The organism is Ramlibacter sp. (genome assembly GCF_035655895.1).
Classification (GTDB): Bacteria; Pseudomonadota; Gammaproteobacteria; order Burkholderiales; family Burkholderiaceae_C; genus Ramlibacter.
This window is the reverse complement of sequence record NZ_DASRTN010000006.1, coordinates 740933-761363: the sequence shown is the minus strand read 5'-3', so window position 1 is coordinate 761363 and position 20431 is coordinate 740933. Positions and strand designations below refer to the sequence as shown.

Annotated in this window: 23 protein-coding genes; 9 read left to right on the top strand and 14 right to left on the bottom strand. The window is 72.8% G+C overall.

Annotated features, from left to right (window positions below; translation table 11 throughout):
• Positions 1–92 precede the first annotated feature (92 nt).
• Positions 93–752: a class I SAM-dependent methyltransferase gene (locus VFE82_RS06670; protein WP_324999475.1), complete on the top strand. Its 660-nt coding sequence runs from the start codon at positions 93–95 to the stop codon at positions 750–752.
• Here the strand turns inward: VFE82_RS06670 and VFE82_RS06665 are convergent.
• Positions 709–1317, bottom strand: a complete 609-nt coding sequence (locus VFE82_RS06665) for a DUF2889 domain-containing protein (protein ID WP_324999474.1) — start codon at positions 1315–1317, stop codon at positions 709–711. The two genes, VFE82_RS06670 and VFE82_RS06665, sit on opposite strands and share 44 nt — an antisense overlap.
• A 2-nt stretch (positions 1318–1319) precedes the next feature.
• Entirely contained in the window at positions 1320–1754 is a 435-nt protein-coding gene (locus VFE82_RS06660; RefSeq protein WP_324999473.1) for a helix-turn-helix transcriptional regulator, read from the bottom strand.
• Between the two features lie 246 nt (positions 1755–2000).
• On the opposite strand from VFE82_RS06660, the gene VFE82_RS06655 reads away from it, so the two are divergent.
• Complete coding sequence (locus VFE82_RS06655) at positions 2001–2258, top strand: hypothetical protein (protein WP_324999472.1); 258 nt, start codon at positions 2001–2003, stop codon at positions 2256–2258.
• 3 nt (positions 2259–2261) lie between these two features.
• Here the strand turns inward: VFE82_RS06655 and VFE82_RS06650 are convergent, their stop codons facing one another.
• Both VFE82_RS06650 and VFE82_RS06645 read right to left on the bottom strand, forming a co-directional pair.
• The gene (locus VFE82_RS06650) at positions 2262–3089 is read right to left on the bottom strand and encodes an MBL fold metallo-hydrolase (protein WP_324999471.1); all 828 of its coding nucleotides are present in this window, start codon (positions 3087–3089) and stop codon (positions 2262–2264) included.
• Between the two features lie 94 nt (positions 3090–3183).
• On the bottom strand, positions 3184–3786 hold the full coding sequence (locus VFE82_RS06645; protein ID WP_324999470.1) for a DedA family protein: 603 nt from the start codon (positions 3784–3786) through the stop codon (positions 3184–3186).
• Between the two features lie 304 nt (positions 3787–4090).
• Here VFE82_RS06645 and VFE82_RS06640 point away from each other — a divergent pair, with 304 nt between their 5' ends.
• Positions 4091–4885, top strand: a complete 795-nt coding sequence (locus VFE82_RS06640) for a class III extradiol ring-cleavage dioxygenase (RefSeq protein WP_324999469.1) — start codon at positions 4091–4093, stop codon at positions 4883–4885.
• A 75-nt stretch (positions 4886–4960) separates the two neighbouring features.
• The gene (locus VFE82_RS06635; RefSeq protein ID WP_324999468.1) at positions 4961–6148 is read left to right on the top strand and encodes a serine hydrolase domain-containing protein; all 1188 of its coding nucleotides are present in this window, start codon (positions 4961–4963) and stop codon (positions 6146–6148) included.
• A 98-nt stretch (positions 6149–6246) separates the two neighbouring features.
• Here the strand turns inward: VFE82_RS06635 and VFE82_RS06630 are convergent, their stop codons facing one another.
• Positions 6247–6807 carry a histidine phosphatase family protein gene (locus tag VFE82_RS06630; protein ID WP_324999467.1) on the bottom strand — a complete coding sequence of 187 codons (561 nt, stop codon included), beginning with the start codon at positions 6805–6807 and terminating at the stop codon, positions 6247–6249.
• Between the two features lie 164 nt (positions 6808–6971).
• Between VFE82_RS06630 and VFE82_RS06625 the strand changes: the two genes are divergently transcribed.
• The gene (locus VFE82_RS06625) at positions 6972–8234 is read left to right on the top strand and encodes a phospholipase D-like domain-containing protein (RefSeq protein ID WP_324999466.1); all 1263 of its coding nucleotides are present in this window, start codon (positions 6972–6974) and stop codon (positions 8232–8234) included.
• A gap of 10 nt (positions 8235–8244) precedes the next feature.
• On the opposite strand, the gene VFE82_RS06620 is transcribed toward VFE82_RS06625, so the two are convergent.
• On the bottom strand, positions 8245–9225 hold the full coding sequence (locus tag VFE82_RS06620; protein WP_324999465.1) for a hypothetical protein: 981 nt from the start codon (positions 9223–9225) through the stop codon (positions 8245–8247).
• A 187-nt stretch (positions 9226–9412) separates the two neighbouring features.
• Between VFE82_RS06620 and VFE82_RS06615 the strand changes: the two genes are divergently transcribed.
• Genes VFE82_RS06615 through VFE82_RS06605 form a run of 3 tightly spaced genes read left to right on the top strand, consistent with a single transcriptional unit; the run spans position 9413 to position 12387 of the window.
• A complete protein-coding gene (locus VFE82_RS06615; RefSeq protein ID WP_324999464.1) occupies positions 9413–10396 on the top strand; it encodes a tripartite tricarboxylate transporter substrate binding protein in 984 nt (327 codons plus the stop codon).
• Positions 10397–10417: 21 nt separating this feature from the next.
• Complete coding sequence (locus tag VFE82_RS06610) at positions 10418–10891, top strand: tripartite tricarboxylate transporter TctB family protein (RefSeq protein ID WP_324999463.1); 474 nt, start codon at positions 10418–10420, stop codon at positions 10889–10891.
• Positions 10885–12387, top strand: a complete 1503-nt coding sequence (locus VFE82_RS06605; protein WP_324999462.1) for a tripartite tricarboxylate transporter permease — start codon at positions 10885–10887, stop codon at positions 12385–12387. The genes VFE82_RS06610 and VFE82_RS06605 overlap by 7 nt, the downstream gene beginning before the upstream one ends.
• A gap of 61 nt (positions 12388–12448) precedes the next feature.
• On the opposite strand, the gene VFE82_RS06600 is transcribed toward VFE82_RS06605, so the two are convergent.
• On the bottom strand, positions 12449–13498 hold the full coding sequence (locus VFE82_RS06600; RefSeq protein ID WP_324999461.1) for an Ldh family oxidoreductase: 1050 nt from the start codon (positions 13496–13498) through the stop codon (positions 12449–12451).
• Positions 13499–13756: 258 nt separating this feature from the next.
• Positions 13757–14329: an NYN domain-containing protein gene (locus VFE82_RS06595; protein WP_324999460.1), complete on the bottom strand. Its 573-nt coding sequence runs from the start codon at positions 14327–14329 to the stop codon at positions 13757–13759.
• Between the two features lie 130 nt (positions 14330–14459).
• On the opposite strand from VFE82_RS06595, the gene VFE82_RS06590 reads away from it, so the two are divergent.
• Positions 14460–15671, top strand: coding sequence for a PHB depolymerase family esterase (locus VFE82_RS06590; protein ID WP_324999459.1), 1212 nt, complete (start codon positions 14460–14462; stop codon positions 15669–15671).
• Between the two features lie 7 nt (positions 15672–15678).
• Here VFE82_RS06590 and VFE82_RS06585 read toward each other — a convergent pair whose 3' ends face one another.
• From VFE82_RS06585 to VFE82_RS06560, 6 genes are all read right to left on the bottom strand, one after another.
• Positions 15679–16125, bottom strand: coding sequence for an SRPBCC family protein (locus VFE82_RS06585; RefSeq protein WP_324999921.1), 447 nt, complete (start codon positions 16123–16125; stop codon positions 15679–15681).
• 151 nt (positions 16126–16276) lie between these two features.
• Positions 16277–16492, bottom strand: coding sequence for a molybdopterin-binding protein (locus VFE82_RS06580; RefSeq protein ID WP_324999458.1), 216 nt, complete (start codon positions 16490–16492; stop codon positions 16277–16279).
• Between the two features lie 32 nt (positions 16493–16524).
• On the bottom strand, positions 16525–17316 hold the full coding sequence (locus tag VFE82_RS06575) for an ATP-binding cassette domain-containing protein (RefSeq protein WP_324999457.1): 792 nt from the start codon (positions 17314–17316) through the stop codon (positions 16525–16527).
• Positions 17309–18214 carry an aliphatic sulfonate ABC transporter permease SsuC gene (gene ssuC, locus VFE82_RS06570; RefSeq protein ID WP_324999456.1) on the bottom strand — a complete coding sequence of 302 codons (906 nt, stop codon included), beginning with the start codon at positions 18212–18214 and terminating at the stop codon, positions 17309–17311. The genes VFE82_RS06575 and ssuC overlap by 8 nt, the downstream gene beginning before the upstream one ends.
• 10 nt (positions 18215–18224) lie before the next feature.
• On the bottom strand, positions 18225–19388 hold the full coding sequence (ssuD, locus tag VFE82_RS06565; RefSeq protein WP_324999455.1) for an FMNH2-dependent alkanesulfonate monooxygenase: 1164 nt from the start codon (positions 19386–19388) through the stop codon (positions 18225–18227).
• Between the two features lie 80 nt (positions 19389–19468).
• Positions 19469–20410 (bottom strand): sulfonate ABC transporter substrate-binding protein, encoded by a 942-nt coding sequence (locus VFE82_RS06560; RefSeq protein WP_324999454.1) that lies wholly within the window; start codon positions 20408–20410, stop codon positions 19469–19471.
• Between the last annotated feature and the right edge of the window lie 21 nt (positions 20411–20431).

Genomic DNA, 20431 nt, shown 5'->3' with positions numbered 1-20431 from the left:
CCCGAGCGCGACGGCAAGCTTGTCAATACCGTCCGACACGGCCTCAGGCGTGCGAACTCCAGAATCGCCGCAGATCACAGGACGAACCCTCCATGCCCTTCCAAGACCCCCGCACCCGCCGCAGCGGCCCGAGCATCCTTTCCGCGGACAGCATCCCGGCTGGCCCGCTGCGCGACAGCTTCGAGTTCCTGCGCGGGTTCCTGCGGAACCCGGCCCAGGTCGGCTCCGTCGTCCCGAGCTCGCGCCGGCTCGAGCAGCGGCTGGTGCGCAGCGCGGGGATCGCGCAGGCCAGGACGGTGGTCGAACTCGGCCCCGGCACGGGTGGCACGACCGCCGCGTTCCTGCAGGCCATGCAGCCGAGCGCCCGCCTGCTGGCCATCGAGCTCGATCCGACGTTCCACCAGCACCTGGCGCAATCGCTGCGTGATCCGCGCCTGCTGCTGGAGCTGGGCAGTGCCGAACGCCTCGCCGACTACCTGGCGGCGCGGCGCCTGCCCGCGCCGGACGCGATCGTCTCGGGGATCCCGTTCTCGACCATGCCCCCCGAGGTGTCGGACCGCATCGCCGCGACCGTGGCGCAGGTGCTGCGGCCGGGCGGCCGCTTCGTCGCCTACCAGGTGCGCGCGCACGTGGCCGGTTTCGCCTCACCGTATCTCGGCCGTGCCGAGAAGCACTGGGAATGGATCAACGTGCCGCCGGTGCGCGTGTTCACGTGGACGAAGGCGGAGGATCCTTCGGCGCCGCGCGCCTGAGCGGCTGCCAGCCGGCGAACTGGGGATAGTGCCGCGCGGTGACCGCGCCATCGAAGTCCCAGGCGATGCAGCGGCCCAGGTGGTAGGGCGGCTCGGTGCTCTGCGCCGGCTGGACGCCGGCCAGGCGCCGCTCGCGCTCGCGCCAGGGAAACACCGTCTGGTAGGCGGCCGTCGCCATGTTGAACAGCAGCTCGCGCAGGTGCGTGCAGCCGCGCACCCCGCCGAGCGCCTTCTCGATGACCTGCCGCCAGCCGGGGCCCAGCCGCGCCCCGACCATCTGCTGCATCGGATCGCGGCCCTGCTGGCATTCGCCGAAGGGCGTGTGGTCCATCGCGGCGGCGATGGCGCGGATCGTCATGCCCTCGTCGACCGTCAAGCGGATCGACAGGCCGTGGATGGGCCGACCGGGCGGCATGTCGCTGCCGTCCGAGCGCTCGAACCCGTAGGTCTTGACGTCGGACATCTCGCCTTCGATGTCCCAGAGGCCGTCGTCGCGCAGGTAGCCGCGGTAGGTGACGGCGCGGGTGTGCAGGTGCCGCCGCGCGGCCGGCTCGGGCAGCGGCATCGTCAGGCGGCCAGGCGGGCCATGGCCTCGCGCTTGCCCATCCGGCGCAGCGAGGCGATCGCCTCGATCTGCCTGGCGCGCGGCCGCGTCTTGCCGCTTTCCCACTTGTAGACCGACAGGGCCGAGACGCCCAGGATTTTGGCGACGGCGGCCGCGGACAGGCCCAGGCGCTTGCGCTGTGCGGCCAGGCCCTTCGCGGAGAACCGCAGCGAGGGGCTGTCGTCGTCTTCCTCGGGTGCTTCGGCGCGAGGTGCCGGGCTACCCTTGCGCGACTGGCGCCGCAGCTGCTGCTGCAGGGACTGCAGCTCTCGCCTGAGCTGCGCGATCTGGCCGCGGTACTGGGCGACGGTCTTTTTCAGCTGCTGCGTTTCCGCGCGCACTTCCTTGCGTGCGATGCGCGAGATTTCACTCTTGAGAACGGTGCCGATGTTGGGCATGGATTGGATCGCTGGTGACGGCCGTCCCGTTGGTTGGCGGGCTTCGGTGCCGGGCAGGGGTCGCCTCCTTGGTCCGCATCTTAGCCGCAGCCCAGCCATGCTCCCCGCGCGGGCGCCCTCTCTGACGCCGACCTGACCACTCGGTCACACGCTCAACGCGACCGTTGTGTTGTCGGCGCCGGGCCCGCCACGGGCAAGCTCCAGGCCGACAGCATGTAGGAAGCCATGTCGGCAGCCTGCGGGACCATGTCACCACGTTCACTCGACCAGGCCCTGCTCGCCGCGATCCGCAACGCGGCGCAATTCGAAAGCCGCCCCGGAGAGGGCTGGACCATCCGCATCCTGAGCGCGTACGCCGACCGCAACGTGCGGCTCGGCAGCCAGGCCCAGGTGGCGCGGCTCGCGCTCGAACTGGAGCGGCTGGGGTTCGTGCTCCAGGTGGACGGCGCCGATGATGCCGACTTCGTGTTTCAGCAGTGCGACATGACGGCGGCCACCGGCTGACGCTCAGGTTCCCGCCATCCGCCGCGCGGGCCATTGACGGTGCGCGCCGACGTCGATGGCCGCGCTGGGCAGCTGGTAGGCGCGATCGTCCAACAGATCGATGCCCGCCTGCAGGTGCTCGACCCAGTCGAAGAAGTCGGCGATCGCCTGCCGCCCCTGGATGGGTGCGCCGTGCTGCGGCACCAGCATCGCGATCGGCAGGCGACGCGCCATGCGCACCCACAGGCGCAGGACCTTGTTCGACACCATGTAGCGCCGGTGGAAGCCTTGCATCGTCGCGATGTGCGGCTTGAGGTCGGTGACCGGCCGCGCCGCCTGCGCCCCGCTGACCATGGACACGCCCAGGTCGCCGGTGAAGAGGATGCGGCTGACCGGATCCCAGAAATGGAAGTTGCCCTCCGCGTGCAGGAAGTGCGCCGGGAGCAGCGCGAGCTCGCAGCGCCCCAGCGGCAGCAGCCCGCCGGCGTCCGGCACGCCCAGCACCCGCCCTTCGCTCTTGCCGGCCTTGGTGAAGTGCGGCGCGAAGCGCTCCCACACGCGCGAGATCACCAGCGTCGCCTGGGTCGAGGTCAGCCACCGGTCGAGCGACGCGATGATGTCCGGGTCGGCATGCGACGCCAGCAGGTAGCTCAACTGCTGCGGCGGGAAGAAGCGCGACAGGCTGAGGAACAGCTCGTTGAACGCGAGGTTGCCGCCCGGGTCGAGCACCGCGCCCTGCCCGTGGTCGACGATGAGGAACTGGTTGGATTGGACGGCCTGGCCGTCCTCCTCGACCAGGTCGGTGAACATCAGGCAGGCGTGGTTCTCGTCGCGGTAGAGCTCGATCGGCATCGTGGTGCAGGTGAAACCGGCCACTGTAGGCAGCCCGGCGCCCGTCCCGGTTGAGGCAGATCAAGGCCGGCGCGCCCGGTGCCAGCCGCCGACGTCAGGCCGACGGGCGGCCACGGCGCCGCGCGCGCCAGGCGATCCAGCCGGCGACCAACAGCACGGCGAGCAGGGGCCACAGCACCGCCTGCCACCGCTGCAGGGCGGCCAGGATGTCCTGCCAGCGACCGCCGACGTAGCGCACCGCGTACACCAGCAGCGGGATCTCGATCAGCGCCGCGGCACCGTCGAACACGAACAGGTGGCGGTAGCGCATCTTCAGCGACCCGGCCGCGAACAGCAGCGCGGTGCGCAGGCCGGGCAGGAACCGCACGGCGAACAGGCAGGCCGGCCCCCAGCGGCGCATCGCCGCCTGCATCGCTTCCAGGCGCGGGGGCGGCAGTGCCCGCGCGGCGATCCGGTGCCGCAGCAGCGGCGCGCCGAACCGATGGCCCCAGTGGAAGATCAGCGCGTCGGCGCAGACGATGCCGCACCAGGCCACCGCCACCAGCGGCACCGGCTCCATCACGCCGCGCAGCGTGAGCGCCGCGGCCGCGAGCAGCAGCAGGTCCTCGTTCACCGGCAGGCCAAAGCCGCTGCCCACCAGGACGGCGAACAGCAGCGCGTAGGCGGCCGGTCCCTGCAGCGACTGCAGGAACGCCATGACGCTCTCCATCACACCCATCGCACCGCCCGACAGGGACGCCCCAGGACCACGGACGGGGAGGCGAGCGGCTGCCGGGGCCCAGCCGGTGCCCGGCGATCGGATGCCGGGCCGCGGGTGCCGGGTCGCACGTCCGCAGCGCGCGGCCGCGCCGGCTGGCCGCCACTGGCGGCGTCGGGGTCGACGGACAAGGAGGGTTGCAGCGCGAAGCGGGCCATCGTGTCGGCTGGCGGGACAATCCGTCCCGATTCTCCGTCTTTCGCCGCCGCCCCGGCCGACCTACATTGGCGGGAAAGGAACCGCCATGTCCCGCCTGCCTTCGCTGTTCATCTCCCACGGTGCCCCGACCTTCGCGGTCGAACCGGGCCGGGCCGGCCCGCTGCTGCGGCAGCTCGGCCAGGCGCTGCCGCGCCCGCGCGCGGTGCTGGTGCTGTCGCCGCACTGGATGACGCCTGGGGTCCGGGTCGCGACCACGTCCGCCCCCGCGACCATCCACGACTTCGGGGGCTTCCCGCGCGCGCTGTACGAGATCCGCTATCCGGCGCCCGGCGCGCCCGAGGTCGCGGCGCGCGCGCTGGCGCTGCTCGCTGGCGACGGCTGGCAGCCGGCCGCCGACCCGGAGCAGGGGCTCGACCACGGCGCCTGGGTGCCGGTGCGCCATCTCTATCCGGAGGCGGACGTGCCGGTGCTGCAGGTGTCCATGCCGCGGCAGCTCGACCCCGCCGGGGCGGTGCGGCTGGGCCGCGCGCTCGCCCCGCTGGCGGACGAAGGCGTGCTGCTGGTCGGCTCGGGCAGCATCACGCACAACCTCCACGAACTGCGGCACGGCGACGGCGCCGGCAGCGCCGGCTTCGCGGACGAGTTCGTGGCGTGGGCGCGCGGCGCGGTCACCCGCCACGACGAGCACGCCCTCGTCGACGTCCTGCGCAGCGCGCCCCATGCCCGGCGTGCGCATCCGACCACCGAGCACTACCTGCCGCTGCCGTTCGCGTTCGGGGCGGCCACGCCGCAGGCACCGGTGCGCGTGATCGACGGCGGCATGACCTACGGCACGCTGGCCATGGACGCGTACGTGTTCGGCGAGCCGGCCCGCCACTGACCGGGCGCCCGCGCGGCGTCACGCCGGTGACGCATGGCCTCCGCCGCCGCCGCACTGGCGCCAGAATGACGGCCCATGTCCGTTCCTGCCGCCCCCCTTGTCCTGCAGCCCAGCGCCGACCTCGACGAGAGCCTGCAACCCTTCCTCCAGACCGGCGTGCTCGCCGGCGTGTCCTATGCCGTCCTGCGCGGGCGCGACGTGGTCGCGACCAACTGCCTGGGCTGGGCCGACCAGGAGGCCCAGGTGCCGCTGCGGCCGGACCACCTGTTCCGGGTCTTCTCCAACACCAAGCTGGTGACGGCCTGCGCGGTGCTGCGCCTGGTGGAAGACGGGCGCCTGGGGCTGGACGACCCCGTCGAGCGGCACCTGCCGCGGCTGGCGGACCGGCGCGTGCTGCGGCCGGGCGCGACCTCGCTCGACGACACCGAGCCCGCCCGCCGTCCCCTGCAGGTGCGCGACCTGCTCACGCATGCCTCGGGCATCGCCGCCACCTTCATCCGTCCGGACTCGCTGCTGGCCCGGGCCTACACCGAGCGGCGGGTGCAGCATCCGCGCACCACCCTGGCCCAGACCGTCGATCTGCTGGCGGACCTGCCGCTGCAGTTCCATCCCGGCGAGGCCTGGTCCTATTCCACGGCCACCGACGTGGCCGGCCGCATCGTCGAGGTGGTCAGCGGCCGGCCGTTCGATGCCTTCCTGCGCGAGCAGGTCTTCGGGCCGCTGGCGATGGTGGACACCGGTTTCGTGGTTCCGCCGGGCGAGGCGCACCGCCTGGTCGCGCACTACCGCGGATCGAGCGAGGACCCGGCCTCGCCGGTGCGTCGCGCCGACGAGCTTCCCTACCCCAGGGCGTACCTGCAGCCGGTGCCCCGGCTGTCGGCGGCCGGCGGTCTGGTGTCCACGCTGGGCGACATGGTCGCGCTGGTGCGGTCGCTGGTGCCGGGCGGCCCGACCCTGCTGCAGCCGCAGACGCTGGCCCTGCTGCCGCGCAACCAGCTGGCGCCCGGCGTGTTCGTCGAGTTCCCGGACACCGGCCCGTTGCCGCATCTCGGACACGGACTGGCGGGCGCGGTGACGCTGGCGGTGCCGGAAGGCGGCTGCGGCGCCGTCGGCGACTACCAGTGGGGCGGCGCCTCCGCGACGCACTGGCTGGTGTCGCCGGGCACCGGCCTCGCCATGGTGCTGATGACCCAGCGTTTCGACGGCTTCTGGGACCCGTTCTGGAACGACTTCCGCCAGGCCGCCTTCGGCGCCTGGGCCTGAGGCCCCAGGGCCGGCGGCGTTCCGGACCGTGCGCCGGAACGTTGTCGGCGACATGCTGCACCTGGCGCCCTGGTTCCCGGGTGCCGACCGATCCCCGTTCAGGGCTGCACGGTCCCGACCACCTCCAGCCGGCCATCCGGGCGCGGCCGCACCACCACGCCTTCCGCCGAGCCCATGCCGGCGCCGGTGAGCGCCGTGATGTTCACCTGGTGCGTGACGGCGACGAGGACACCGGGCCCGCGCCAGCGCGCGAGCAGTTCGCGGGCCTGGCGCGTCTGGGCGTCGCGTTGCACCGCGTCGGCGCCGAAGAACGAGTTGAACACCGGCTGGTCCTGCACGGCATCGCCGAATGCGAGCCGGGCCGTCTCGCGGGTGCGGCACCACTGGGACGTCCAGACCGCCCCCACCTGGATGCCGCGGCGGCGGAAGAGGTCGCCCAGGCGGCGCGCCTCGTCGCGGCCTTCGTCGTCGAGGTTGCGTTGCGTGCTGCAGTCGCCGAGTCGGAACCCTGGCGGATCGCCGACCCCCGGCGCGGTGGCGTGGCGCAGCAGCAGCACCGCGCCCGGCCTGGCCAGCGCCGCCCAGGCATCGGCGGCGCTGGCGGCGCCGGCCAGGAAGAAGGAGACGCAGGCCAGGAGGACGCGGAACAGCGTGTGCATGGACCGAGCCTAGCAAGCCGGTGGCCATCGCGTCCGCCCGTCGGCCATTCGCCCACCGCACCTTCCCCTTCCCGTCGCGTTGCGACGGCCGGCCCTTTCGGGCCAGTCCTGGCATGGCGCGCGGTGGCCGCGCCTAAGCTCGGCCGATCTCTGCGTCGCACGCCATGCACACCGACCTCTGGATCCTGCTGCTTGCCGCCACCGCCTTGCTGCTGGGGCTGGTGCTGTGGTCCGCCCGCCGGCATCGCAGCCCGACCTTGCAGGTCGAGTGCGACGCGCCCATCGAGAGGCTGCTTCCCTCCCTGGCCGGGCTCACGCTCGGCACGGCGCTGCCGGGCAATCGCCTGACCCTGCTGGAGAACGGGCACTTCTTCGACGTGCTCGTGGCGCGCATCGCGCAGGCGCGGCACACCGTCCACTTCGAGACCTTCCTGTGGAAGGAAGGCGCGCTGGGCCGGCGGGTGGCGCAGGCCCTGGCCGAGCGGGCCCGCGCCGGCCTCAAGGTGCGCGTGATGCTCGACGCCACCGGCAGCCGCAAGATCGGCCGCCAGGAGCGGCGCGTCATGGAGGAAGCCGGCTGCCGACTGGTCTTCTTCCACAAGCCCTCGCTGATCACGCTCGGGGTGCTGACCGACCGGACGCACCGCAAGCTGGTGGTGCTGGACGGCCGCGAAGCCTTCGTCGGCGGGCACTGCATCACCGACGACTGGCTGGGCGACGCCGAGGACCACCGCCACACCGCCGACCTCAGCCTCCACGTGCGCGGTCCGGTGGTGCACAGCCTGCAGTCGGCCTTCAGCGAGAACTGGGCCGGCGAGACGGGCGAGCTGTTCGTCGGCGACGGCGTGTTCCCTGCCCTGGAGCAGGCGGGGCCGTCGCTGGTGCACGCGGCGTTCGTGAAACCGGAGAACTCCGCGCCCGCCGTGAAGATCCTGCACCACGCCGCGCTGTGCATGGCGCGCGAGCGGCTGTGGATCCAGAATCCCTACTTCATCCCCGAGCCGGAGGCCATCGACGCGATGGGCGCGGCGGTGCGGCGCGGCGTCGACGTGCGGGTGCTGATGCCGTCGACCAGCGGCTCCGACAACCCGCTGGTGCAGCATGCCGGCCACCGCAACTTCGAGAAGCTGCTCGAATGCGGCGTGCGACTGTTCGAGTACCCGCACACGCTGCTGCACCAGAAGGTGATGACCATCGACGGCCGCTGGTGCGCGCTCGGCTCGACCAATTTCGACGACCGCTCGTTCGACACCAACGACGAGATCACGCTGTCGATCCTGGACGACGCGCTGGCACGGCAGCTGGACGCGGTGTTCGAGCGGCACGCGCGGCGCGCCAACGAGATCCACCTCGACGCGTGGCGCCGCCGTGGCGCCTGGCACAAGCTCCAGGACCAGGCCTGCTACCTGCTCAACGAACTGCTGTGAAGGCCGGCGCTCAGGCCGCCGGCACGCCGCCGCCGGGCACGGCGAACGCCTCGGCCAGGGCCTGCAGCCGTGGCTGCAGCGCAGCCGGCGCCACCCGCTCCAGGCGCACGAGCAGCGCCTGGCCCTCCTTGCGCCGTTGCAGCTGCAGCAAGGCATCCAGCAGCTGCACGCCGGCCTGCGCCTCGTGCCGCAGCGGGTCGTACACGGGGCCCAGCAGTTCCACCAGCGCGCCCGCCTGGCGGTGGCGCGCGAGATCCTGCGCGATGGTGGCAACCGCCAGAGGTTGCTGGTGCGCGCTGCCCAGCACCCGGCGGTAGAGCGCCACCGCCTCGTCCAGCTCCTGCGCCTGCAGGTGGCCGCGCGCGAGCCACAGCGGGGCCAGCCAGCTGCGCGGCAGGCCGGCCGCCTGCCGCAGGGCCTGGCGGGCGCCCTCCTCGCCCGAGCGGCGGCGGGCGCCCTCCACCCACCACGCGAGGCCGGCCTCGAGGTTGGGATCGCCCTGCAGCCCTTCCCACAGCAGCGCCTCGGCCTTCGCGCCATCGTCGCGTTCGGCGTGCACCTTCGCCAGGTTGACCAGCAGCGCCGCACGCCGCCCGACCAGGCGGATGCCCTCCTCCAGCACCGACTGCGCCTGCGACAGCCGCCGGTTCTCGCGCAGCACGATGCCGCGCAGCAGGTAGCCGCGTTCGGGCTTGCGGTGCCGGTCGAGCTCCAGCACGCGCCGCGATGCCTCGAGCAGGTTGGTGGCGAAACCGTCGTCGACGCCGCCGACGACCAGGTCGGCCAGCGCGTCGGCGTCGTCCCAGTGCCGGCGCAGGTTGGGCAGCAGCACGTCGAGCAGCCAGGTGCGGCGGTCGATGTAGATCTCGCGGCCCTGCGCGTCCCATGCCGTGATGAAGGCCCCCTCGGTCCTCAGGGACGCATACGGCGCCGCCGCACCGCGCTCGCGCCGGGCGGTGCCGGCGAGCAGGCCGGCGATCGTTCTGAGCATGGAACCCTCCGCGGTCGAGGATAGCGGCGCCCCCGGACGGCCCCAACGCCGCACAGCCAGCGGAACCGACCGCTCGGGCGGCCGGTCGCGTTCCGTGCTGGGTTCTCCCTAGGTCCGCGGGCCCGCCGGCCGGCGTAGATTGGCCGCAGTCGCGCCGCACGAGCTGCGACACGAAGGAGACAACCGGATGACGCTTCGCACCCGCCGCGCCTGGGTCGCCACCGCCATGGGCGCGCTGGCACTCGCTTGCGCCCTGCCCGCCGCCGCCCAGGCCAACTACCCGAGCCGGCCGGTCACGCTGATCGTGCCCTGGGGCGCGGGCGGCGGCACCGACGCCACCGCGCGCATCGTCGGCAGCCTGCTGGAAAAGGAGCTCGGGCAGCCGGTCAACGTGGTGAACCGCACCGGCGGCAGCGGCGTGGTGGGCCACGCGGCCATCGCGGCCGCGCCGCCCGACGGCTACACCATCGGGCTGGCCACGGTGGAGATCGGCATGATGCACTGGCAGGGGCTCACCGAGCTCACCGGCGCCTCGTACACGCCGATCGGGCTGGTCAACGCCGATCCAGCCGGCATCCAGGTGCGCGCCGACGCCCCCTACAAGTCCGTGCAGGACCTGCTGGCCGCGGTCAAGGCCAGCCCCGGCAAGTTCAAGGCCTCGGGCACCGGCCAGGGCGGCATCTGGCACCTGGCGCTCGCAGGCCTGCTGCGCGACCAGAAGATCGATCCCGCGGCGGTGCCCTGGGTGCCCAGCAACGGCGCAGCGCCGGGCCTGCAGGACATGGTGGCGGGCGGCGTCGAGATCGCGCCGGTGTCGCTGCCCGAAGCCCGCTCGCTCATCGATGCCGGCAAGGTCAGGAGCCTGGCGATCATGAACGACAAGCCGTCGTCGCTGTACCCCAACGTGCCGACCATCAAGTCGGTCCTCGGCAGCGACTGGACCATGGCCGCCTGGCGCGGCATCGTCGCGCCCAAGGGCCTGCCCAACGACATCCGCGACAAGCTCGCGGCTGCGGTGCGCAAGGTCGCCAACAGCAAGGAGTACACCGACTTCATGGCCCAGCGCGGCTTCGGCGTGGTCTATGCGCCGCCCGAGGAGTTCGGCCGCTTCATGGCCAAGTCCGATGCCGAGCTGGGCGCGACCATGAAGGCCGTCGGCATCGTGAAGTAGCGCGCCGCACGGGTCCCTGCGATGAAACTCAACGACGCAGTGTTCGGCGGGTTGCTGGTCGCCCTTGGCGCGCTGGTGCTCGGGGCCGTGCAAGGCTATCCCAGGATCCCGGGCCAGCCGGTCGGGCCGGCCCTGTTCCCGGGCCTGATCGCCGCCGGCCTGTGCCTGTGCGGGCTGATCCTGGTGGTGCGTGGCTGGCGCCAGCGGCACGAGCAGCGCTGGTTCGCCTGGGATGACTGGGTCCGCTCGCCCCGCCACGTGCTCGCGTTCGCCCTGGCGGTGGGCTCAGTCCTGTTCTACATCCTGGTGTCCGAGCGCCTGGGCTTCCTGCCTTCGGCCACGCTGATCCTGCTCGCGCTGTTCCTGGTGCTGCGGGTGCCGCCCGGGCGCGCGGTGCTGGTGGCCGTGCTGGCGGCGCTGCTGGTGCACCTGGCCTTCTACAAGCTGCTGCGCGTGCCGCTGCCCTGGGGCGTTCTCAAGGGGATCGCATGGTGACCTCCTCCGCCGTGCTGCAGGCGTTCGCCATGGTGTTCGAGCCGACGACGCTGCTGGCCATGCTCGGCGCCGGCCTGTTCGGGTTGTTCGTGGGCGCCGTTCCCGGCCTGACCGCGACCATGGCCACTGCGCTGCTGGTGCCGGTCACGTTCTTCATGGCGCCGATCCCGGCCATCGCCACCATGGTCACCGCCACCGCGATGGCCATCTTCTCGGGCGACGTGCCCGGCTGCCTGCTGCGCATCCCCGGCACGCCGGCATCGGCCGCCTACACCGACGAAGCCTACGCACTCACCCGCAAGGGCCAGGCCGAGATGGCGCTGGGCGCGGGGCTGGTGTTCTCCGCCGTCGGCGGCCTGTTCGGCACGGTGGTGCTGATCCTGGCGGCACCGGCGCTGGCAGAGGTCGCGCTGCACTTCAGCTCGTTCGAGTACTTCTGGCTCGTGCTGCTGGGCCTCACGTGCGCGGTCTTCATCACCAGCGACCAGCCGCTCAAGGGCGTGGTGACGCTGCTGCTGGGCCTGCTGGTGGCGTGCGTCGGGCTGGGCAACCCGGCCGGCTACCCCCGGTTCACCTTCGGCAACGCCGAGATGACGGGTGGCATCGGAATGATCGCGATGATGATCGGCATGTTCGCCATCTCCGAGGTCATCCGCTACATGGTGGACACCAGCCCGCCCGCCGAACTGGTGGTGGAGAAGGTGGGCAACGTGCTGAAGGGGCAGTGGGAGCTGGCCCGGCGCTACCCCGTGCAGATCCTGCGCGGCAGCACGCTCGGCACCGCGGTCGGCGCGTTGCCCGGGGCCGGGGCCGACATCGCCGCCTGGATGTCCTACGCGATGAGCAAGAAGTTCTCCAAGGAGCCGCAGAAGTTCGGCACCGGCCACATCGAAGGCATCGTCGAGTCCGGCTCGGCCAACAACAGCGCCCTGGCCGGCGCCTGGATCCCGGCCCTGGTGTTCGGCATTCCCGGCGACAGCATCACGGCCATCGTGATCGGCGTGCTCTACATGAAGAACATGAACCCCGGGCCGACGCTGTTCACCACCAACCCGCAGAACATCTACGCGGTGTTCCTGCTGTTCATCCTGGCCAACCTGCTGATGATCCCGCTCGGCCTGCTGTGCATCAAGGCAGCCCGGCGCATCCTGAAGGTGCCGCGCAACATCCTCATGCCGCTGATCCTGCTGTTCTGCATCGTCGGCACCTTCGCGATCAACAACTCGCTGTTCGAGGTCAGCGTGATGCTGGTGGCCGGTCTGGTCGCCTACCTGCTCGAGGCCAACCGGTTCCCGATCGCGCCGGCGATCCTGGGCGTGGTGCTGGGCGGCATGCTGGAGGAGAACTTCATCACCTCGATGATCAAGAGCGACGGCAACCTGCTGGCGTTCCTGACGCGGCCGCTGGCCGCAGGACTGGCCGTGGTGACGGCGGTCGTGTGGTTCGCGCCCCTGGTGATGAAGCTGGTGCGGGGCCACCGCGCAGTCCCGGCCTGAGGGCGGCCGGGCAAGCCGCCAGGCCGGTCCTGGCCGGTCCTGGCGCCGGGGTCCGCCCCCCTCACGCCGGCAACGCAACCCCGTAGCGGTCGGCCCAGGGCTGCAGTGCCGGCAGGATCGCGTCGTGCAAGGCCACGCCCTGCAGCCGCTGCTCCTGCGCCAGGCGATGGGCGCGCTCGCCGGGCAGCCGCACCGGCCGGGCCGGATCGGCCGGTCGCGAAGCCCGGCACTGGGCGGCGACCGCGCCCATCTGCCGCTCGAACGCCTCGAGCCCGGCGAACGCCTGCGGATCGATCACCTGGACGAACACCGTTGCCCCCCAGCCCTCGCGCGGATCGGCACGGCCGTGGCCGGCCAGTCCGCCGGTCAGCGCCTCCACCAGCAGCGACAACCCGAAGCCCTTGTGGCCCGAGTCCAGTCCGCCCAGGGGGAGGATCGTGCCCTGGGGCTGCGCGAACAGCACGCTCGGATCGTCCGATGGGCGTCCGTGGCCGTCGATCAGCCAGGGCGCCGGCAACCGGCCCCCCTGCTGGTGCAGCCGGTTGGTCAGGCCGTTGGTGGTGGTCGAGGTGGAGATGTCCACCGACACCGGGACACCGCCGGTGGGGAACGCCGCCGACACCGGGTTGGGCGTGAACACCGGCGTCAGCCCGCCGAACGGCGCGACGCTGCACGTGTTCGGGTCCGAGCACGCCAGCAGCAAGAGCGTGCCCTGCTCGGCGGCGCGGCGGTGGTAGCTGGCCAGGCTGGCGATGTGGTGGCTGCGTCGGATCACCACGGTGCCGGTGCCGGCCTGGCGGGCCCGCTGCGTGGCCGCGTCCAGCGCACGCAGCACCAGCCAGGGACCGGGCAGCCGGCAGCCGTCCCACAACTGGGCGGCCGGCTGGTCGCTGACCACGAGCGGATCGCCCTCCACACGCATCGCCCCCTTCTCGATCTCCGCCAGGTAGGGCGCGAGCAGCTGCAGGCCATGCGTCGTGTGGCCCGTCAGGTCGCCTTCGACCAGCACGGTGGCGACCGCCTGCGCCCGCTCGTCGGGCATGCCGGCGGCCAGCAGCAGTTGCAGGGCAAAGGCCTCGAGCCGGGCCGCGGGAATGGTGGGTGGGGGCATGGTGGTCGGAGGGGGTGCCGCGCCAGTCTAGGCGCGCGAGCGCCGGTCCGCATCCGCGTCTGCCCCAGGCGTTGCGGCCCAACGGCCCACGCCCGACATGCAGCGGTTGATGGCTTGGCCCCACCGATCGACGGCCAGCCGCTCCACCGCCCGGGCGCCGCGCCTCGTCCAGCGCCTGGGGTTTGCCGGGAGGCGGGTCGCGCAAGCCGCCACCCGGGCCGGCCAGCGCCGACCGCGGTGCAGGCAGGCCGGCACGCGCTAGAGGCCGTCGGGCTCCGCCGGCACGGCCGCGGCCGGGGCGCTGCGCTCGCCCAGCAGATCCTCGTAGTAGCGGAATTCGTGGCAGCTCCTGGCCCAGTGCCGGTTGGTGGCCTGGCGGGTGCCGACACCGACCAGCCGGCGACCGGCCGCCCGGAGCTTCTGGGCCACCGGCATGAAGTCGCTGTCGCCGCCAACGATGACCACGGTGCCGATGTGCGGGAAGCGCCCCACGTCCTCCAGCGCATCCAGGCACAGCCGGATGTCGGCGCTGTTCTTGGTGCCGCCGCCCGGCGGAAACAGCTGGATCAGCTCCACCGCCGCCTGCAGCAGCTGATCGCGGTAGCGCCCGAAGAACTGCCAGTTGCAGTAGGCCCGGTGGATCGCGACCGGGCCGTACGACGCCGCCAGCTCGAGCACGGCCGGGACATCGACCAGCGGCTCCTGCGGCTTGAAGCGGTTGTCCGGGCGCGCATAGGCCCCCGGGTCCTTCTCCTCGCACAGGCTCGCGTGGACGTTCTCGAAGTCCCAGTAGAGGGCAACCGCCCCGCCTGCACCGTTCTGATGGCTCATCGCGTCTCCTGGCGCTGCATGGTACGCGTGCCCGGCCAGGGCGGCGGCCGGGCGGACGCGTTCTGTTGCCACTGCGCCCTTGCAGCCACCGGACGCGGGCCCACCTGCGACGATTGCCCAGAAGGACCTCATGCACCCAGACCTCCAGCGCCTCATGCAGGAAGCGACCCGCCTCACCCGCGAGGGACGCCTCCAGGCCGCCACCGCCACCCTCCAGGATGCGCTCGGCGGCGCCATCCGGCCGCCGGCCGCCGACGAGGACGTGATCGACGTCGAGGCACGGGTGGTCGCGACCGAGCCGCAGCCGCCGGGCCTGCCGCACGGAGCGGCCACCTCCCCAGGCGCGCGGCCGGCAGCAAGACCGGCGGCGGAGCCCGGCGGGGCGGGCGGGACGGTGGGTGCAGGCGGGACGCAAGGGGCCGGGGCCGCCAGGCCGCGGGATGCCGCCGGGGGCGAGCCGCCCTGGCCGCAGCGACGGCAGGAGGCGTTCTTCGCCGCCCGGTTCGGGGGTCCGGACACGGCGGGGCGCGACTACAAGCTCTACGTGCCCTCCGGTGCGCAGGGGCGTGCGCTGCCGCTGGTGGTGATGCTGCACGGCTGCACGCAGGATGCCGACGATTTCGCCGCCGGCACGCGCATGAACGCGCTGGCCCGGGAGCAGGGCTTCTGCGTGCTGTACCCCGTGCAGTCGCAGCGGGCCAATCCGCAGCGCTGCTGGAACTGGTTCAAGCATTCGCACCAGCAGCGCGGCCGCGGCGAGGCCGCGCTGCTGGCCGGCATGGTGCAGGACGTGGTGGCGCGCCACGGCCTCGACCCGAACCGGGTGTACGTCGCGGGCCTGTCGGCCGGGGGCGCCATGGCCGCCGTCCTGGGCCACGCCTACCCGGATGTGTTCGCGGCGGTCGGCGTGCACTCAGGGCTGCCGGCCGGCGCGGCGCGCGACCTGCCTTCCGCGCTGCAGGCCATGCAGGGCACGGGCACGCCGGTCGAGACCCGCCCGCTGGCCGTGCCCACCATCGTGTTCCACGGCAGCGCCGACAAGACGGTGCACCCCGGCAACGGCGGGCGGGTCTTCGGGACGGCACTGCCCGACCTGCCCGCGCAGGCCCCCGACGTGGTGGAAGCCCCCGGCGTTCGCCGCAGCACCCGGCGCGTGCGGTGCGATGCGCAAGGCCGCGTGGTGGCGGAGCACTGGTCGATCGACGGCGCCCCGCACGCCTGGAGCGGCGGCAGCCCGCAGGGCAGCTACACCGACCCGCAAGGCCCCGACGCCAGCCGCGAGATGCTGCGGTTCTTCCTGTCGCACGCGCGGCGCCAGGGACCGGCGCGCGCGGCCGCGTGACGGGGCCTCAGCCCGGGATCTCGGGCTCGACGAGCTGCGCCAGGAGCAGCAGCGACTCCTGCCAGCCAAGGTAGCACGCCTCGGCGGGAATGACGCCGGGGATGCCTTCCTGCACGACGTTCAGCTCGGTGCCGCAGGTCACCGCCGCCAGGCTGACGCTGGTCTGCATCTCGCCGGGCAGGTTGGGATCGTCGAAGACGCTGGTGTAGCGGATGCGCTGCTGCGGCACCAGCTCGAGGTACTGGCCGCCGAACGAGTGGGTCTGCCCGGTGCCGAAGTTGGTGAACGACATCCGCCACCGCCCGCCGACCTCGGCCGTCATCTCGTGCACGCGGGCCGTGAAGCCGTGCGGCGGCAGCCACTTGGCGATCGCCTCCGCTTCGAGGAAGGCGCGGTAGATGCGCTGGGGCGGCGCGCGCAGGACGCGGTGGAGCCGGACGGTGCTGGTGGGCATGGTGCTGGTCGTGGGCATGGTGGTCGGCGGATCGGGGCAGAGGACATCCCTCTGCCCTGACGACGCACGACCATGGCCCCGATCGACACTTGCGCCCTCCGGGAAAACCCTTGGCCGGCGTTGCCGTCGCAGCAGGCAACTGCCGGCGGCGCTACAGCTTGGCGATGGACACCTCCGTGGACTTCACCAGCGCCACCACGTCCGAGCCCGGCTTGAGCTGCAGCTCGTCGATGGAACGCGTGGTGATGACGGAGGTGACGATGCCCCACGGGGTCTGCACGTCGACTTCGGAGAGCACGTCGCCGCGCAGGATCTCCTTGACCTGTCCCTTGAACTGGTTGCGCACGTTGATGGCCTGGATCGGCATGGGATGTCCTTTCGGTTGCTTGGGATGGAAACTCAGATGGCCCAGCGCACGGCATGGGCGATGGGTTGCGGCCAGCCGCCCTCGGCGGCCGGTTCGGTGCCGGGCCGGCGCAGCACGCGGGCCAGGATGCGCTGCTCGATCTGCCCGAACAGCGGATCGGCATGCGAGCGTGGCCGCGGCAGCGGCACCCGCTCGTCGTGCGCGATCCGGCCATCCTCGACCAGGACCACGCGGTCGGCCAGCGCCACCGCCTCCTGCACGTCGTGGGTGACCAGCAGCGCGGTGAAGCCGTGGGCCTGCCACAGCCGCTCGATCAGCGCCTGCATCTCGATGCGGGTCAGCGCGTCGAGGGCGCCCAGCGGCTCGTCCAGCAGCAGCAGGCGCGGCTGGTGCACCAGGGCGCGGGCCAGCGACACGCGCTGGCGCTGCCCGCCCGACAGCCGCGCCGGCCATTCGCTTCCGCGGTCGGCCAGGCCGACCTGCGCCAGCACCTCGGCGGCGCGTGCGGACTGGCTGCGCGGCAGGCCCAGCATCACGTTGTCGTGCACCCGCCGCCAGGGCAGCAGGCGCGCGTCCTGGAACATCACGCGGGTGTCGGCGTCCAGTCCCTGCAGCGGCCGGCCGTCCAGGGCGACGCCGCCGCCGGTGGGCTCGTCCAGCCCCGCCACCAGCCGCAGCAGGGTGCTCTTGCCGCAGCCGCTGCGGCCCACGATGGCGACGAACTCGCCCGGCTCGATCACCAGGTCGGTGCCACGCAGGACCCGCCGCTCGCCGAAACGCTTGGACACCCCGCGCAGCTCGATGCGCACGCCGCCGTCAGCCATGGCGACCTCCGGCGTAGCCGGGGTGCCAGCGCAGCCACCAGCGCTCCAGCCCGCGGGCCAGGACGTCCGCCAGCTTGCCCAGCAGCGCGTAGAGCAGGATGCCCACCAGCACCACGTCGGTCTGCAGGAACTCGCGGGCGTTCATCGTCATGTAGCCGATCCCCGCCTGCGCGGAGATGGTCTCGGCCACGATCAGGATCACCCACACCAGGCCCAGCGAGAAGCGCAGGCCCACCAGGATGGACGACAGCGCGCCCGGCAGGATCACCTGCCGGTACAGCTGCCCGCGCGACAGGCCGTAGGTGCGCGCCATCTCCACCAGCGCCGGGTCGACGTTGCGGATCCCGTGGAAGGTGTTCAGGTAGATCGGGAAGAACACCGACACCGCGATCAGGAACAGCTTGGCCGTCTCGTCGATGCCGAACCACAGGATCACCAGCGGGATCAGCGCCAGCGCCGGGATGTTGCGCAGCATCTGCAGGCTGGAGTCCAGCAGGGCCTCGGCCAGCCGCAGCGAGCCGGTGAGCAGGCCCAGCGCCAGCCCCAGGCCGCCGCCGATCGCCAGCCCGAGCAGGGCCCGGCCCGCGCTCACCTTCACGTGGGCCCACAGCTCGCCCGACACCGTGAGCTGCGCCGCCGACCGCAGCACGTCGACAGGAGCCGGCAGCACGCGGCTGGACAGCCAGCCCTGCGACGACGCGAGTTGCCAGCCGGCCACGAGCGCCAGCGGCACGATCCAGGGAACCAGCCGGCGGCCGCAGCCGCGCAGCGCCGCGGCCAGGTGCCGGCGCCACGCGGCGATCGCCGGGCCGGCCCGGGCCGCCGACGGCGCGCCGTCGAACCAGGGCTCGCCGGGGTAGCCCGGCACCGCCTGCACTTCGGGAACCTGTGCGCTCATGGCCGTCCCTTCAGCTTTGCGACACGCGCGGCAGGCTGTCGTTGGCCACCACCTCGCCGAACGGTCCGCTGGCGGCAGGTCCCGACAGCCGCTCCCGCACGCCCAGGGGCAGCAGCGGGAACACCAGTTCGGCGAAGCGGTAGGCCTCCTCCAGGTGCGGGTAGCCGGAGAGCACGAAGGTGTCCAGCCCGAGTTCGGCGTACTCCTGCAGGCGTGCCGCCACCGTCTTGGGATCGCCTACCAGCGCGGTGCCGGCGCCGCCGCGCACCAGGCCCACGCCGGCCCACAGGTTGGGGCTGATCTCCAGCTCGGCCCGCGTGCGCCGGCTGCCGCCCGCGTGCAGCGCCGCCATCCGCCGCTGCCCCTCCGAATCCATCTTCGCGAAAGCGGCCTGGGCCCGCGCCACCGTGGCGTCGTCCAGGCGGCTGATCAGCTCCTCGGCGGCGCGCCACGCCGCGTCCTCGGTGTCGCGCACGATCACGTGCAGGCGGATGCCGAACCGCACCGTGCGGCCGTGGGCGGCGGCGCGCCGCCGCACGTCGGCCACCTTCCTGGCCACCTCGGCCGGGGGCTCGCCCCAGGTGAGGTAGGCGTCGACCTGTTCGGCCGCCAGCGCGTGCGCCGCCTCGCTCGAGCCGCCGAAGTACACCGGCGGGTGCGGCCGCTGCAGCGGCGGGTACAGCAGCTTGGCGCCGCGCACCGAGAGGTGCCGGCCTTCGAAGTCGAAGGTCTCGCCGGCGTGGCTGCGCGCCAGCACCTCGCGCCAGATGCGGATGAACTCGGCCGATTGCTCGTAGCGGGCCGCGTGGTCAAGGAACACGCCGTCGCCCTCCAGCTCGGCGCGGTCGCCGCCGGTGACCAGGTTGATCAGCAGCCGGCCGCCGGAGAGCCGGTCGAAGGTGGCCGCCATGCGCGCGGCCAGGCTGGGCTGGTGCAGGCCGGGCCGCACCGCCACCAGGAACTTCAGGCGGCGCGTCACCGGCAGCAGCGACGCCGCCACCACCCACGGGTCCTCGCAGGAGCGGCCGGTGGGGATGAGCACGCCTTCGTACCCCAGGTTGTCGGCGGCCTGCGCCACCTGCGCCAGGTAGGCATGGTCGACCTGGCGGGCGCCTTCGCCCGTGCCGAGGTAGCGGCTGTCGCCATGGGTGGGGATGAACCAGAACACTTGCATCGCGTCTTCTCCTTGGTCTGTCGTTCGGCGGTCAGGGCAGCGCGACGCCGAAGCGCCGCGCGTGGCCGGTGGGGGGCGGCTCAGCGCACCTCCGGCGCGGCCTCGCGCACGGACACCGGCCTGGGAATCAGCTTCAGCTCGAAGAACACGTCGGCCAGCTTCTGCTGCTCGGCGATCACCGCGGGCGTCACCGGCTTGACGCCCAGTGCATAGCGGCGCAGGCTGGACTCGACGATGTCGGCATCCAGGCCCTGGATCGGGCCGATCAGCGCGGCGGCGCGCCGGGGATCCGCCTGGATCCAGTCGCTCCGCTCGCGCAGGTCGTCGAACAGCGCGGCCAGCACCTGCGGATGCCGTTCGGCCCAGGTCCGCTCGGCCAGGTAGAACTGGTGGTTGTTCACCACGCCCCGGCCGTCCGCCAGGATGCGGGCGCCCACCTGCTTCTCGGCCGCCGAGAGGAACGGGTCCCAGATCACCCACGCATCGACCACACCCTTCTCGAAGGCGGCGCGGGCGTCGGCCGGCGGCAGGAACACCGGCTGGATGTCCGAGTAGCGCAGCCCGTGCTTCTCCAGCAGCCGCACCAGCAGGTAGTGCACGTTGCTGCCCTTGTTCAGCGCCACCTTGCGGCCCTTCAGGTCGGCCACGCTTCGCAGCGCCGAGCCCTTGGGGACCACGATGGCCTCGGCCAGCGGCGACGCCGGGTCGTAGCCCACGTACACGAACTTCGCGCCGGCCGCCTGCGCGAACACCGGCGGCGCCTCGCCGACGTAGCCGACGTCCACCGCGCCGACGTTCAGGCCTTCGAGCAGCTGCGGGCCGGCCGGGAACTCGACCCACTTCACGGCCACGCCCTGCGGCGCGAGCCTGCGCTCCAGCGTGCCCTGCGCCTTCTGCAGCACGAACAAGCTGGCCGCCTTCTGGTAACCGATGCGCAGCGTCTTGTCCTGGGCACCGGCCGGGCCGAAGGCGACGGCCAGCAGCAGCGGCGCGAGCCAGCGCAGGAAGGATGGATGGGTCATGGTCGGGTCCTTGTGTGGGGG

Excerpts from the sequence above, each read along its gene's own strand:
- VFE82_RS06670 (WP_324999475.1), top strand. The coding sequence starts at position 93 with ATGCCCTTCCAAGACCCCCGCACCCGCCGCAGCGGCCCGAGCATCCTT.
- VFE82_RS06665 (WP_324999474.1), bottom strand. The coding sequence starts at position 1,317 with ATGCCGCTGCCCGAGCCGGCCGCGCGGCGGCACCTGCACACCCGCGCC.
- VFE82_RS06660 (WP_324999473.1), bottom strand. The coding sequence starts at position 1,754 with ATGCCCAACATCGGCACCGTTCTCAAGAGTGAAATCTCGCGCATCGCA.
- VFE82_RS06655 (WP_324999472.1), top strand. The coding sequence starts at position 2,001 with ATGTCACCACGTTCACTCGACCAGGCCCTGCTCGCCGCGATCCGCAAC.
- VFE82_RS06650 (WP_324999471.1), bottom strand. The coding sequence starts at position 3,089 with ATGCCGATCGAGCTCTACCGCGACGAGAACCACGCCTGCCTGATGTTC.
- VFE82_RS06645 (WP_324999470.1), bottom strand. The coding sequence starts at position 3,786 with ATGGCGTTCCTGCAGTCGCTGCAGGGACCGGCCGCCTACGCGCTGCTG.
- VFE82_RS06640 (WP_324999469.1), top strand. The coding sequence starts at position 4,091 with ATGTCCCGCCTGCCTTCGCTGTTCATCTCCCACGGTGCCCCGACCTTC.
- VFE82_RS06635 (WP_324999468.1), top strand. The coding sequence starts at position 4,961 with ATGTCCGTTCCTGCCGCCCCCCTTGTCCTGCAGCCCAGCGCCGACCTC.
- VFE82_RS06630 (WP_324999467.1), bottom strand. The coding sequence starts at position 6,807 with ATGCACACGCTGTTCCGCGTCCTCCTGGCCTGCGTCTCCTTCTTCCTG.
- VFE82_RS06625 (WP_324999466.1), top strand. The coding sequence starts at position 6,972 with ATGCACACCGACCTCTGGATCCTGCTGCTTGCCGCCACCGCCTTGCTG.
- VFE82_RS06620 (WP_324999465.1), bottom strand. The coding sequence starts at position 9,225 with ATGCTCAGAACGATCGCCGGCCTGCTCGCCGGCACCGCCCGGCGCGAG.
- VFE82_RS06615 (WP_324999464.1), top strand. The coding sequence starts at position 9,413 with ATGACGCTTCGCACCCGCCGCGCCTGGGTCGCCACCGCCATGGGCGCG.
- VFE82_RS06610 (WP_324999463.1), top strand. The coding sequence starts at position 10,418 with ATGAAACTCAACGACGCAGTGTTCGGCGGGTTGCTGGTCGCCCTTGGC.
- VFE82_RS06605 (WP_324999462.1), top strand. The coding sequence starts at position 10,885 with ATGGTGACCTCCTCCGCCGTGCTGCAGGCGTTCGCCATGGTGTTCGAG.
- VFE82_RS06600 (WP_324999461.1), bottom strand. The coding sequence starts at position 13,498 with ATGCCCCCACCCACCATTCCCGCGGCCCGGCTCGAGGCCTTTGCCCTG.
- VFE82_RS06595 (WP_324999460.1), bottom strand. The coding sequence starts at position 14,329 with ATGAGCCATCAGAACGGTGCAGGCGGGGCGGTTGCCCTCTACTGGGAC.
- VFE82_RS06590 (WP_324999459.1), top strand. The coding sequence starts at position 14,460 with ATGCACCCAGACCTCCAGCGCCTCATGCAGGAAGCGACCCGCCTCACC.
- VFE82_RS06585 (WP_324999921.1), bottom strand. The coding sequence starts at position 16,125 with ATGCCCACCAGCACCGTCCGGCTCCACCGCGTCCTGCGCGCGCCGCCC.
- VFE82_RS06580 (WP_324999458.1), bottom strand. The coding sequence starts at position 16,492 with ATGCCGATCCAGGCCATCAACGTGCGCAACCAGTTCAAGGGACAGGTC.
- VFE82_RS06575 (WP_324999457.1), bottom strand. The coding sequence starts at position 17,316 with ATGGCTGACGGCGGCGTGCGCATCGAGCTGCGCGGGGTGTCCAAGCGT.
- ssuC (WP_324999456.1), bottom strand. The coding sequence starts at position 18,214 with ATGAGCGCACAGGTTCCCGAAGTGCAGGCGGTGCCGGGCTACCCCGGC.
- ssuD (WP_324999455.1), bottom strand. The coding sequence starts at position 19,388 with ATGCAAGTGTTCTGGTTCATCCCCACCCATGGCGACAGCCGCTACCTC.
- VFE82_RS06560 (WP_324999454.1), bottom strand. The coding sequence starts at position 20,410 with ATGACCCATCCATCCTTCCTGCGCTGGCTCGCGCCGCTGCTGCTGGCC.